This is a genomic window from Sphingomonas sp. G-3-2-10 (assembly GCF_012927115.1).
Classification (GTDB): Bacteria; Pseudomonadota; Alphaproteobacteria; order Sphingomonadales; family Sphingomonadaceae; genus Sphingomonas.
In genome coordinates, this window is the sequence record NZ_JABBFY010000001.1 from 2,729,270 (window position 1) to 2,740,954 (window position 11,685).

General features: G+C 66.3%; 19 protein-coding genes. 11 read left to right on the top strand and 8 right to left on the bottom strand.

Features of this window, described 5'->3' with window-relative positions; translation table 11 throughout:
- Positions 1 to 29: 29 nt before the first annotated feature.
- The 4 genes from HHL13_RS22745 to HHL13_RS13750 form a co-directional block, all read right to left on the bottom strand.
- The gene (locus HHL13_RS22745; RefSeq protein WP_169556201.1) at positions 30 to 440 is read right to left on the bottom strand and encodes a LuxR C-terminal-related transcriptional regulator; all 411 of its coding nucleotides are present in this window, start codon (positions 438 to 440) and stop codon (positions 30 to 32) included.
- A gap of 23 nt (positions 441 to 463) precedes the next feature.
- Positions 464 to 1,123, bottom strand: coding sequence for a class I SAM-dependent methyltransferase (locus HHL13_RS13740; protein ID WP_169556202.1), 660 nt, complete (start codon positions 1,121 to 1,123; stop codon positions 464 to 466).
- A complete protein-coding gene (locus tag HHL13_RS13745; protein WP_169556203.1) occupies positions 1,120 to 2,364 on the bottom strand; it encodes a DUF3419 family protein in 1,245 nt (414 codons plus the stop codon). The genes HHL13_RS13740 and HHL13_RS13745 overlap by 4 nt, the downstream gene beginning before the upstream one ends.
- A 110-nt stretch (positions 2,365 to 2,474) precedes the next feature.
- The gene (locus HHL13_RS13750) at positions 2,475 to 3,041 is read right to left on the bottom strand and encodes a DUF1579 family protein (RefSeq protein ID WP_169556204.1); all 567 of its coding nucleotides are present in this window, start codon (positions 3,039 to 3,041) and stop codon (positions 2,475 to 2,477) included.
- 36 nt (positions 3,042 to 3,077) lie between these two features.
- On the opposite strand from HHL13_RS13750, the gene HHL13_RS22855 reads away from it, so the two are divergent.
- Positions 3,078 to 3,917: a LytTR family DNA-binding domain-containing protein gene (locus tag HHL13_RS22855; RefSeq protein ID WP_169556205.1), complete on the top strand. Its 840-nt coding sequence runs from the start codon at positions 3,078 to 3,080 to the stop codon at positions 3,915 to 3,917.
- Between the two features lie 3 nt (positions 3,918 to 3,920).
- Here the strand turns inward: HHL13_RS22855 and HHL13_RS13760 are convergent, their stop codons facing one another.
- Complete coding sequence (locus HHL13_RS13760; protein ID WP_169556206.1) at positions 3,921 to 4,142, bottom strand: circumsporozoite protein; 222 nt, start codon at positions 4,140 to 4,142, stop codon at positions 3,921 to 3,923.
- A 79-nt stretch (positions 4,143 to 4,221) separates the two neighbouring features.
- Complete coding sequence (locus HHL13_RS13765; protein ID WP_169556207.1) at positions 4,222 to 4,692, bottom strand: hypothetical protein; 471 nt, start codon at positions 4,690 to 4,692, stop codon at positions 4,222 to 4,224.
- A 64-nt stretch (positions 4,693 to 4,756) separates the two neighbouring features.
- On the opposite strand from HHL13_RS13765, the gene rpiB reads away from it, so the two are divergent.
- From rpiB to HHL13_RS13795, 6 genes are all read left to right on the top strand, one after another.
- Positions 4,757 to 5,209, top strand: coding sequence for a ribose 5-phosphate isomerase B (gene rpiB, locus HHL13_RS13770; protein ID WP_169556208.1), 453 nt, complete (start codon positions 4,757 to 4,759; stop codon positions 5,207 to 5,209).
- The gene (glyA, locus tag HHL13_RS13775; protein ID WP_169556209.1) at positions 5,206 to 6,516 is read left to right on the top strand and encodes a serine hydroxymethyltransferase; all 1,311 of its coding nucleotides are present in this window, start codon (positions 5,206 to 5,208) and stop codon (positions 6,514 to 6,516) included. Before rpiB ends, glyA begins: the two co-directional genes overlap by 4 nt.
- Positions 6,517 to 6,720 carry a hypothetical protein gene (locus HHL13_RS13780; protein ID WP_169556210.1) on the top strand — a complete coding sequence of 68 codons (204 nt, stop codon included), beginning with the start codon at positions 6,517 to 6,519 and terminating at the stop codon, positions 6,718 to 6,720.
- Positions 6,721 to 6,723: 3 nt separating this feature from the next.
- Positions 6,724 to 7,185, top strand: a complete 462-nt coding sequence (gene nrdR, locus HHL13_RS13785; protein WP_169556211.1) for a transcriptional regulator NrdR — start codon at positions 6,724 to 6,726, stop codon at positions 7,183 to 7,185.
- Complete coding sequence (locus HHL13_RS13790; protein ID WP_169556212.1) at positions 7,182 to 7,925, top strand: RNA methyltransferase; 744 nt, start codon at positions 7,182 to 7,184, stop codon at positions 7,923 to 7,925. Before nrdR ends, HHL13_RS13790 begins: the two co-directional genes overlap by 4 nt.
- Positions 7,926 to 8,012: 87 nt before the next feature.
- Complete coding sequence (locus HHL13_RS13795) at positions 8,013 to 8,237, top strand: hypothetical protein (protein ID WP_169556213.1); 225 nt, start codon at positions 8,013 to 8,015, stop codon at positions 8,235 to 8,237.
- On the opposite strand, the gene HHL13_RS13800 is transcribed toward HHL13_RS13795, so the two are convergent.
- Positions 8,228 to 8,542 (bottom strand): chorismate mutase, encoded by a 315-nt coding sequence (locus HHL13_RS13800; RefSeq protein ID WP_169556214.1) that lies wholly within the window; start codon positions 8,540 to 8,542, stop codon positions 8,228 to 8,230. The genes HHL13_RS13795 and HHL13_RS13800 overlap by 10 nt on opposite strands.
- A gap of 129 nt (positions 8,543 to 8,671) precedes the next feature.
- On the opposite strand from HHL13_RS13800, the gene HHL13_RS13805 reads away from it, so the two are divergent.
- From HHL13_RS13805 to HHL13_RS13820, 4 genes are all read left to right on the top strand, one after another.
- Positions 8,672 to 8,902 (top strand): hypothetical protein, encoded by a 231-nt coding sequence (locus HHL13_RS13805; protein ID WP_169556215.1) that lies wholly within the window; start codon positions 8,672 to 8,674, stop codon positions 8,900 to 8,902.
- Positions 8,903 to 8,914: 12 nt separating this feature from the next.
- On the top strand, positions 8,915 to 9,175 hold the full coding sequence (locus tag HHL13_RS13810; RefSeq protein WP_169553746.1) for a hypothetical protein: 261 nt from the start codon (positions 8,915 to 8,917) through the stop codon (positions 9,173 to 9,175).
- Between the two features lie 149 nt (positions 9,176 to 9,324).
- Complete coding sequence (rpsD, locus tag HHL13_RS13815) at positions 9,325 to 9,939, top strand: 30S ribosomal protein S4 (RefSeq protein WP_169556216.1); 615 nt, start codon at positions 9,325 to 9,327, stop codon at positions 9,937 to 9,939.
- A gap of 105 nt (positions 9,940 to 10,044) precedes the next feature.
- Positions 10,045 to 10,236, top strand: a complete 192-nt coding sequence (locus HHL13_RS13820; RefSeq protein WP_169556217.1) for a hypothetical protein — start codon at positions 10,045 to 10,047, stop codon at positions 10,234 to 10,236.
- A gap of 89 nt (positions 10,237 to 10,325) precedes the next feature.
- Here HHL13_RS13820 and HHL13_RS13825 read toward each other — a convergent pair whose 3' ends face one another.
- Positions 10,326 to 11,657, bottom strand: a complete 1,332-nt coding sequence (locus tag HHL13_RS13825) for a hypothetical protein (RefSeq protein WP_206376926.1) — start codon at positions 11,655 to 11,657, stop codon at positions 10,326 to 10,328.
- Positions 11,658 to 11,685 lie beyond the last annotated feature (28 nt).

Below are 11,685 nucleotides of genomic sequence, written 5' to 3' on the forward strand. Positions count from 1 at the left end.
AATCGCCCGAACGGGTGATTTTCGCGAGTTCAGCGCAGGATGCCGAGTTCCCGCGCGCGGGCGATGGCGTCGGTCCGCCGCTTCGCTTCGAGCTTTTCGAACAGGCGGGCGATGTGCGTCTTCACCGTGTTTGGCGAGATACCCAGCGCCGCCGCGATCTCGCCGTTCGACTTGCCCGCGGCAATCTGGTTCAGCACGTCGAGTTCGCGAGCGCTGATGCCGAGCGCCGCCAGCGCCTCCGGATTGCCGTCGAACGGCGCAGGCCGAGGCGCGGCCATGCGCATTCCCGCGAACAGTCCGGCAGCGAGAAAGGCCGCGGCGATCAGGAAGATGTAGATATCCCCCGCATGGGTGCGGGTCAGCCGCTGATAATCGAGCCATTGCAGCGCGAGCGTTCCCGCCGCCAGCAGCACGCCATAACCGATCACCCGCCGCCACATGGCCTCACGCTAACATGCGCGAGTCAGCGTGTCAGCGCCGCGCTCCACGCATAGCCGCGCAGCAGCGGCGTGAAGTACAGCGACAGCGCCTGCTCCTCCGCCACGCGTGTCAGCACCGCGGGCAGTTCGCGTCGGGGATAGACGTGGAAGTCGTTGAGCGATTTGAAGTGGAGCCGCTTCGCCAGTGCGGGAAGCCGCTCATACTGGCCGAAATCGACGATATGCAGGCTGCCCCCCCGCGCGAGACTGGCCGCGCCCCGCTCGATCGCTTCAACCCAGGGCGGGATCATCGACAGGGTGTAGCTCATGAATATGCGGTCGACCTGCGCCAGCCCGAACAGGTGCTCGACATCGAATGCCCCTGCATCGCCCTGTGCCAGCGTGATCCGGTCCGACAGGCCATGTTTCGCCACCGATTTGCGCGCGGTCTCCAGCATGGCTTCGCTGATATCGAAGCCGAAGAAGCGCGCCTCGGGCCAGCGCTTCGCCGCGAGGATCAGGTTGCGCGCGGTGCCGCAACCGACTTCGAGCACCGTGCCGCCGGGCAGCGGGGCCAGCTCGCGGATCAGCCGGTCGCGGCCAAGCAGATAGAATTTGCGGGTGAAGTCGTAGAAGTGGCGATGGAGGCCATAGGTCGCGTCCATCAGCCCCTTCTGGTCCGCGCCCGCCGCCGCCGTGCTCATTCGTGCGGCTTCAGCGTGTACATGTGGATCGCGCCATAGACCGACGAGCGGTCGCGGGCGTTGAGATCGTCGAGCCGGTCCTGCGGCGCGCGGATCCACTGGGCCATCAGATCGTCGGGGATATGACCGGGGACGACATCGGGCGCGGCGGCGGTGCGATAGAGGACGCGCGCGCCGGGCTTCGCGGTACGAGTGACTTCGCTCCATAGCCGGGTGAGCTGATCGTCGGTCATCCAGTCCTGCGCATCGAGGAACAGATACCTGTCGAGCGACTGGGCGGGCATCGACTCCAGATAGTCGCACATATTGGCGTGGCGAATCTCGACCCGCCCGGCGCGGTCGCGGACATCTTCATGGTTCGCGGCCTTAAGATAGGGCGGCAGCGGCGCGCCGTCATGCTTGCCGTACGCGCGGCCGAACGCCTGCCAGGCGTAGAAATTGTCATTGATGTCGAAATCGCAGGCCAGCTTCTCCAGCCGCACCTTCAGCGCACCGGTGATGCCGCGATTGTCGTCGATCTTGAGCAGGTCGTACTGCGCCGGCGGAATGCCGAAGCCGAACAAAGCCGCGGGCTGATCGACCAGCCAGCGAAGCAATTTCTTGTCGAAGATCGGCGCGAGCCGCTCGTCGAAGATGCGACGCTGATCGGCCATGTCCTTGGCCGCGAGGATCTCCTTCGGATCGATCCGGTAGAATTTCGCCAGAAGATGGACGAACCCGATCAGATTGCCGAGCAGCCCGCGCTTGTAGAGACCCGTACGGAAGCCCGAGATGCGGCGGCGGCCCGAAAGGTCGCGGCTTTCCCAATAGGTGCGGGTCTTCGCATCGAGATGCGGGCGCAGGACGCGCTTGTACGCCTCGATATTCTCCGCGCTGTCGGCATGGCCGAAGAAGCGGTGGAAGCTGGCATGATCGGGCAGATGCTGCGCCGCCGCCTTCTTCAGGTTGTTGAGCGCGATATGCGCAGGATTGAGATCGACCGCGGTGACCGCCTTGGGGTTCGCGGTCAGGTACGAGAAGACGTTGCACCCGCCAGAGGCGATCGTGACGACATGATGGTCCGGCCCGATCTCCAGCGCTTCCATGTCGATGACCGGGTCTTCCCAGATCTGGGCATAGACGAGGCCCCGGAAGGCGAAGGTGAAAGCGCGTTCGAGCACGCCTTCCTTGGTGAGATGTTCGTGACGGTGGACGGCGCCGCGTACGGCTCCGTTCTTCGGAGCCTTTGCAATCGAACCCATGTCTGGCCTCACAGGGTAGTGCCCGCGCAATATGCCGGCTTGCGCGGGCCCTAGGCCGCGGGTGTGACAGCGTGTTTGCGTTGCCGTGGCGCCCGGGTTTCAACCGCGCGTCATTCCCGAGGCACGCCGGCCGCCTCCGGCCAGTTCGTATCGCCAAGGCGTGTCAGCTCCATCCGGAAGAAACGGCGCGGCGGCGCATTCGGCGCCACATAGTCGCCCACTTCGACCCAAGTCGTCGGCGTGATCGTGGCGGTATAGCGGATCACTGCCGGACCGGCCGGAATCTCCCAGACGAAGCCGGTGTCGCTGGGCCAGACCGGGAACTTGCCCGAGCGGCCCTGTGCGTTGCTGGTCAGCCAGTATTTCTGCGTCGCCGGGTCATAGGAGATCACGCCGAAGGCATGGAACGAGACCTTGCCATCAGCCTCGTAACCCTTGCCCTCGATCACCGTCAGCGTGCCGTCGAGAAAGGTCCCGATCCGCTCGGTCTGGGTAATACGATGCTCGGGCGCGCCCGCCTGTTGCGAGACCGCAGTGCCGCGCCACACGCCGCGCATCGGCGCGAGCTTCGTCATCGCGGCCTGCTGTGCAGCGATCGCCGCGGTGTCGGCTCCTTGCGCAAGCGCCGCCCCGGGCAGCGCGATCGAGAGGGCAAGGGCGGGCAGCAGATATTTCATGCGTCATTCTCCGGTGATTGCTCGGCTGGGCGCGGCGTGGCAGCCTCTGCGGCGATGCCCCCTGCCCGGTCCTCCCCGCTTCGCGCCGATCGCGCGCTCTGGAACAAGTCCGGTTTCGCGAAGCGTGCGCTGGCCTTCGTGAAACGCGCACCGGGGTTTCCCGCTCTGTGGATCGGCAGCGCAGCGGCATGGGGGATCATGACCGTCACCGGCGGCTTCGGCACGATCAAGATGCCGCTGGGCCAGCGCACCCTGTTCTGGCTGCTGCTGATGGGGTGGAGCGCGATCAAGTGGCAGCTCTGGTTCCTCGCCACCGTGCGCAAGCCGCGCGACTGGCTGGCGGCGGGGCTGGGCGGCGCGGTGCTGCTCAGCCTGCCGCTGCCGCTGGAAATCGAATGGTGCGCCCGCGCTGTCGGGATCGATGCGGAAGGCCCGAACCTGTGGGGCACCTGGGGCCGGGCGCTGGCGATCGGCGGCGTCATCGCCTTTGCGATCACGCTGATGATGGCGGCGACAGGGAAGCTGTTTCCGCGCCGCATCGCCGCACCAGACAACGGCCTGCTCGCCCGCGCGCGCGTCACGGCGGAAACGCTCGCGTCGATCGAGGCGGAGGATCATTATTGCCGCGTCCGCCGCACCGATGGCAGCAACGCGCTGATCCACTATCGCTTCGGCGACGCGCTGGCCGAGGTGGGCGAACTGGATGGCGCGCAGGTGCATCGCGGCGCATGGGTTGCGGCGAGCGCTGTCACCGGCGCCGAGCGCGACGGACGCCGCTGGCTGCTGGTCCTGTCGGACGGAACGAAGGTCGCAGTCAGCGCGACCTATCTGGGAGACGCCAGGGCGCGCGGATGGCTCCGCGCGCCGCTGGCCTAGAAACTACTCGACCGCGTTCTCAATCGCGTTGCCGACCTTGTCCATGCGATTGCCGACATCATCGGTAGCGTTGTCGATCGTGGTGATTGCATCATCAGCGGCGTTGCCCAGCGTGTCGCCGACCGAATCAGCGGTGTTGCCGAGCTCAGCGGCCGTATTCTCCGCATTCGAGCAGGCTGCGAGCAGTCCAAGCGGCAGGGCGAGGACAAGGATCGATTTGCGCATAAGGGTCTCCATGACGCCTTGATTCCGGGGCGAAACGATCCAGCCAGGCGGCCGTTCCGCCCCCGAACCATTCCGCGCGTCAGTCGCGGCAATAACCTTCGCCATCCTTCACCTTCAGACAGTCCTTCTTGCCCGCGAGATATTTGAGACCCGTCGCGTCACCGTCCGAAGCGCGCAATTCATGCTTGCCGTCGGGCCGGGTGAAGGAAATGCCGTCGCCCGTAGCAGCGCCATCGAACTTGCCCTTGTCGTCGAGCGTATATTGCATCTCCAGCGTATAGGCACCGTCCGCCGCGCCCTTCGACACGACCAGATAGGTGCCTTCGACACCGGTCCAGCGGCCGACCCACGAATCCCGCGACGGCGGCAGGATGGTCACGGCGTTGCCGGCGTCCTCCAGCACATTGCCCGCGCCTTCGATGATGTCCGCCGCGCCGTTGCCGATTTCGGCGCCCGCATTCTCGGCGGCATTGCCGACCGCCGCGCGATCCGCTGCGTTGCATCCGGCAAGCACCAGCGCCAGCGACGCCGTCATCAAAAATCCACGCATTTCGGTCTCCAAAATCTCTTGTCGCGACTAGCCAGCATCGCCCGTCCCGCGTAGAGGGCGCGCCATGTCGCACCGCATCGCCATCGCATCGGATCATGCCGCCTACGCCATGAAGTCCGAACTCGCCGATTGGTTGCGTGAAATCGGTCATGATGTGATCGATCTCGGCACCAATGGACCCGAAAGCGTCGATTATCCCGACTATGGCTATCGCGTCGGCAAGGCCATTGCCGATCGCACCGCCGATTTCGGCGTCGCCATCTGCGGATCGGGGATCGGCATCTCGATCGCGGTAAACCGCGTGCCCCAGGCCCGCTGCGCGCTGGTTTCCGAGCCGCTCTCGGCGCGCCTCGCGCGCAACCATAACGATGCGAACGTCATCGCGCTGGGCGCGCGGCTGATCGGGATCGAGATGGCCAAGGCGTGCATCGTGACCTTCCTCAATTCCACCTTCGACGGCGGCCGCCATCAGGGCCGCGTCGACAAGCTGACCAACCCCGAAAGGAACCCGGCATGAGCACCAACCCGCAAACGGCTGGCCTTCGGGGCGAAGGCTTTTTCACCCGGTCTCTGGCCGATGCCGATCCGGCAGTCTTCGCGGGCGTCGCCCATGAGCTGGAGCGCGAGCAGCACCAGATCGAGCTGATCGCGTCGGAGAATATCGTCTCCAAGGCAGTGCTCGAAGCGCAGGGCTCGGTGTTCACCAACAAGTACGCCGAAGGCTATCCGGGCAAGCGCTACTATCAGGGCTGCCACCCGTCGGACGAAGTCGAGCAGCTGGCGATCGATCGCGCGAAGCAGCTGTTCGGCTGCGACTTTGCCAACGTCCAGCCGCATTCGGGCGCGCAGGCGAATGGCGCGGTGATGCTGGCGCTGACCAAGCCCGGCGACACGATCATGGGCCTCAGCCTCGATTCGGGCGGCCACCTGACCCACGGCGCCAAGGCGGCGATGTCGGGCAAATGGTTCAACGCGATCCAATATGGCGTCGATCCGGTGTCGCACCTGATCGATTTCGATCAGGTCGCCAGCCTGGCGCGCGAGCATAAGCCCAAGCTGATCATCGCCGGCGGTTCGGCCTATCCGCGCATCATCGATTTCGCGAAGTTCCGCGCGATCGCGGACGAAGTCGGCGCGATCTTCATGGTCGATATGGCGCACTTCGCGGGCCTCGTCGCAGGCGGCGTGCATCCGACGCCGTTCGGCCACGCCCATGTCGTGACCACCACCACCCACAAGACTCTGCGCGGCCCGCGCGGCGGCGCCGTGTTCACCAACGACGAAGCGATCGCGAAGAAGATCAACTCGGCGGTGTTCCCGGGGCTTCAGGGCGGCCCGCTGATGCACGTCATTGCCGCCAAGGCGGTCGCGTTCGGCGAAGCGCTGCAGCCCGACTTCAAGTCGTACGCCGCGGCGATCGTCGAAAATGCCAAGGTGCTGGCGGCGACGCTGAAGGAGCGCGGCGCGGAAGTCGTCTCGGGCGGCACCGACACGCATCTTGCGCTGATCGACCTCACTCCGCTGGGCGTGACCGGCAAGGACGCCGACGAAGCGCTGGAGCGCGCGGCGATCACCTGCAACAAGAACGGCATCCCCAACGATCCGCTGCCCCCGGTCAAGACCAGCGGCATCCGCGTCGGCTCGCCGGCCGGAACCACCCGCGGCTTCGGCCCCGCCGAGTTCCGCGAGATCGGCAACATGGTCGCCGACGTGCTCGACGGTCTCAAGAAAAATGGTGAACAGGGCGACGCGCAGATCGAAGCCAATGTCCGCGAGCGCGTTCGTGCGCTATGTGAGCGCTTCCCGATCTATCCGGAGGCATAAATGTCCAGCACCGACGACGCCATCGCAGCAGCCCGTGCATCCATCGCCCGCTCGCGCGCACCCGCGCCGGCAAAGGGATCGATGAGCGATACGCTGGTTGCCGGGGCGGCGATCGGTGCGGTGGTCTCCCTTCCCCTGACCGGCGTCGGTCTTGTCGCTGGCGCGATCGTCGGCGCGGGCGTCGCGGCACTCTCGAAAGATTGATTTTTGCGCTGTCCTTTCTGCGGCAATGAAGACTCCCAGGTAAAGGACAGCCGTCCGACCGAGGATGGCGCAGCCATCCGGCGGCGGCGTCAGTGCGAGGCTTGCGCGGCGCGTTTCACCACGTTCGAGCGCATCCAGCTGCGCGAACTGACCGTGCTCAAGAGCGAAGACAAGCGCGAGCCGTTCGAGCGCGACAAGCTGGTCCGCTCGGTCTCGATCGCGGTGCGCAAGCGGCCGATCACCGCGGCACAGGTCGAGAAGCTGGTTTCGGGCATCCAGCGCCAGCTCGAGACGCTGGGCGACAGCGAAATCCCCTCCCAGCATATCGGGCAACTGGTGATGGAAGGGCTCAAGGGCCTCGATCCCGTCGCCTATATCCGCTTCGCCAGCGTCTATAAGGACTTCACCGAGGCAAAGGACTTCGAGGAGTTCGCCGGCAACGTCACCGAGGCGGGCAAGGAATGACCGGGGCCGTGCAGGCGCCGGTGATCGTCCTCGTCCGTCCGCAGCTTGGCGAGAATATCGGCAAGGCGGCGCGGGCGATGCTCAATTTCGGGCTGACCGACCTGCGGCTGGTAAGCCCGCGCGACGGCTGGCCCAATCCCAATGCCGGCCCCGCCGCCAGCGGTGCGGACGTGGTCCTGGAGCGCGCGCAAGTCTTCGAAAGCGTGGCCGAAGCGACCGCCGATTGCGGCCATGTCTATGCCACCACGGTGCGCAAGCGCGGCGTGACCAAGCCGGTGGTGACGCCCGAGGAAGCCGCGCGCGACATCCATGCCGCGCCGCATCGCTCGGCGCTGCTGTTCGGTCCCGAGCGTTCGGGGCTGGAGACCGACGATGTCGCGCTGGCCCGCACCATCCTGACCGTGCCGATCAACCCGGAATTCGGGTCGCTCAATCTCGCCCAGGCGGTGATCCTCGTCGCATACGAATGGTCGAAGGGTGTCGGTGCCGCCGGCGGTCTCGTCCAGCCGACCGAAGAGGAACTCCATCCGCCCGCGCCGCAGGAAGAGCTGGAAGGGATGATCGGCCAGCTCGACGCGATGCTGTCGAAGAGCGGTTATTTCTGGCCGCCCGAGCGCGTGCCGACCAACAAGCGCACGCTGCGCACCCTGCTGACCAAGCCCGGCTGGACAAGCCAGGAGCTGCGCACCGTGCGCGGCGTATTGTCCGCGCTGGACGGAAAGAAACGTCCCAAGGACTGACGTCCCGCGCCAGGCCGCCTTCAGGTGTCTTGCGAATGCAACTCAGCCGCCATACACCGCCGGGCAGTTTCCCCCGTGGAGTCGTTTATGTTCGTGTTCGCCGTTGTCATGTCGCTTGCCGCAATCGCGCAGGATGCGCCTGTCCAGACCCAGGCGGTGAACCCGCCCGAAGAACGCAAGATCTGCAAGCGCACCCAGGATACCGGGTCACGCATGGGCAGCAAGCGCATCTGCAAGACCGCAGCCGAATGGCGCGCGATGGAAGGCGCGTCGAACGGCAATCCGCGCAACGGCGATCCGGGTCAGAACTGATCCGCGCGCCGGTCGAACGCTTCCAGTTCATAGGCGATCGACGCTTCGACCAGCTGGTCCCATAGCGCACCGATCGCCGCTTCCGGCAGGGCCGCGGCACGCGCCGCGGCCTTTGCATTGGCGATGACCTGCGCCTTGCGCCCCTCGTCGCGCACATGGCCGCGCTCGGGCTTTATCCGCGCGGCCGCGTCCATATAGCCGAACCGCCGCTGCAGCAGCGCGATCAGCGCGCGGTCCACTGCGTCCACGCCCGCGCGGACTTCGGTCATGGTCTGGCAGGCGACGGGATCGATCGTGTCGTTCATGGCCGCGATCTAGGGCAGGCCCGCGCCACGCGCAACGCGGCCCCGCCGGCCGCTCTTTCCCGCTGCGCGCCGGTCTTTCCCGCTGCGCGCATTGTGATAGTCTGTCGCCTGCAGATCAGGAGAACGCAGATGCTGCTGATGACGATCGCGACGATTGCGCTGGCACAGGGGCCCACGCCGCCGCCCGAAAAGCCCAAGGACGATCCCAACAAGCTGATTTGCGAGCAGCGGCTCAAGACCGGCTCGCGCGTCAACTTCATCAGCGTCTGTCACACCCGTGCCGAGTGGGAACTGATCCGCACCGAAAACCGCAAGGTCGTCGAGCGAGGGCAGGCCAATCGCGGCCGCCTGGGCGAATAGGGGAGAATCACGATGATCCTGTTCGCTCTTCTGCTCGCGACCGCGGCGCAGGACCCCCTCCCGCCCCGCGCCAAACCCGCCGATCCCAACAAGATCACCTGCAAGGAAGAGCTCAAGACCGGCTCGCGGGTGAATATCATCCGGATCTGCCACACCGCCGCCGAATGGGCGCTGCTGCGGCAGGAGAATCGCAAGGTGATCGAGCGCGGTCAGCGCGAAGCCAATTGGAACGACCCGCACGAGCGCGAAGGCCGGCTCCAGTTGCGCAACTGATATTGCTTTTGGTTGACTCCGCGCGCCCGCGCCGCTAACCGCGCGCCTTCGCAATGGCCCCGCACCCCGGTGAAGCGGTGGCCCTGCCGTGCGCGCATGGCAGGCGATGACCGGGAACATCGTTGTTAGTCAATTGCAAGGAATACGGAATGTCGAAGCGCAGCAGCGCCAAGCACAAGCTCGACCGGCGGATGGGCGAGAACATCTGGGGTCGCCCGAAGAGCCCGGTCAACAAGCGTGAATATGGTCCCGGCCAGCACGGTCAGCGCCGCAAGGGCAAGATGTCCGACTTCGGCATCCAGCTCCGCGCGAAGCAGAAGCTGAAGGGCTATTACGGCGACATCACCGAGAAGCAGTTCAAGCGCTCGTACGAGGACGCCGCCCGCATGAAGGGCGACACCGGTCAGAACCTGATCGGCCTGCTCGAGCAGCGCCTCGACATGATCGTGTATCGCGCCAAGTTCGCACCGACGATCTTCGCGGCTCGCCAGCTGGTGAACCACGGTCACGTTCGCGTGAACGGCGAAAAGTGCAACATCGGCTCGCGCCGCATCAAGGTCGGTGAGGAAATCTCGCTGTCGTCGAAGGCGCAGGAAATGGCGCTGGTGATGGAAGCGCAGAGCCTGTCGGAGCGCGACATCCCCGATTACGTCGTGCCGGACGGCGCGTCGAAGATCACCTTCACCCGCGTGCCGTCGCTCGACGAAGTGCCGTACCCGGTGAAGATGGAACCGAACCTGGTCGTCGAATTCTATTCGCGCTAAGTCCGGCTTCCGTATCGGAACAGCAAGGGGCGGTCCTTCGGGGCCGCCCTTTCCTTTTGGGCCTGCCGCTTGCCGATCCGAAATGGAGAGCGGTATCGTCGGCGGATGAAGACTCTCCCGCTGATCCTTTATTCCCTCGCCTTGGCGGCCTTCTACAATGGCTCGCTCGCCGTCTTGCACGCGAACGGCATCCAGGGCTGGTCGGCGATACTGCTCTCGCTCGTGGCGGGCACGGCGTTTGCCGCCGTCATTCTCGGGATCATGAACGCGCGCGAGCGGAAGCGGCGCGACCGCTAGCCGTCGCGCTGGCCTTCGTCCTTACCCGCCTGCCGTGGCCCGATGGGCGGGCACCCGGCTGATCGCAACGCCCACGCTGACTGCCTCGGCTAGCGCATCCCGAACTGCTCCCGCGCAAAGCGGATGAAGGTCGGCCAGTTGTCGCGATTGTTATGCCCGCCGCGATGCTGGCGCCATGCGATCGTCCCCTCAGTGGCGGGAACGAGTTCGGGCGGGAAGGTCGCCGTGCTCAGCCCCGGCTTGCCGAGCAGTTCCCATATCGGCGAGGCCGCGCGAGCCGCGAGGAAACTGCCTTTGGGATCGACCCAGCCATCGCCGGTCTCGACCGTCCCCGCTCCGATGAAGATCGGGCGAGGCGCGGCCAGCGCGATCAGCATGTGCGCGTCCACCGGCAAGTCGAACTCGGTCTTCGGCCCGGCGTAGCGGAGGAAGTTTCCCGCGAACCAGTGATACTCGCCCCCGGCCGCGAGATTGCCCATTCGCTCGCCGAAATTGCGGCGATAGAGCGCCGCGCCCCCCGCTCCGGACGAGCCGACAAAGCCGATCGCGAAGCGCGGATTATAGGCCATCGTCACCAAAGCCGCCTTGCCGTAGCGCGACAGACCCTCGATCCCGATCCGGCGCGCATCGATCCCCGGGTCCACCATCAGCGCGTCGAACGCCCGGTCCGCGCCCCATGCCCAGGCGCGCAGCACGCCCCAATCCTCCGGCCCGCGCCGCTTGCCGCGTAGCGAAATGCCGATCACGCCTGTGCCAAGCTGCCCGCCATTATCGGCCTGCACCGAATTGGCGACGAGCACGCCATAGCCGAAGCCGTTCGCCAGCAACTGCTCGTCCGGCGTCGGTCCCGGTTCGGGCGGGCGCGACGGGCCGGGGAAGCGGAATCCCTCGGGGAAGCCGAAGGAGAGGATCAGCGGCACCCTGCCCTTCGCATTCGCAGGCACGGTGTAGCGCAGCAGGATCACTGCCGAAGCGGTCGGCGCGGCGCGATTGTCGGCCGCGCCCTCCAGCCAGCGCTTGACGACGGGGATGCCTGCTTCGGTCGCGCGCGCCTCCCTCACGACCTTCCACGCGATGCGCGGTGCGGTGGCGGGGATGCGGCCATAGACTTCGCGGTCGAACAGGCCGGCGATCTCGCCCCGGCGCTGCCGCCGCCACATCGCCGCGCTCATCACGCGCCTGCCATCGGCCAGCACCAGCAACGGCGGCAGCGCGGGATCGCCGGCCCTGGCTTCGTCATAATTGGCGGCGTTGGGCGCCTGCGCGCTGAAACCGTCCGCGCCGGGCCGGGTATCGGCGATGCCAAGCCGGTCGAGCATCGCCCGCCGGTCGATCTCGGCCTCGCGATAATCCTGCTGCGCCGATGCCGGCATTGCCGCCAGCATCAGCAGCCCCAGGTAAAGCCCGGCTCCGATCCGCATCCCGCCTCTCCGATGTTATCGCTACCAG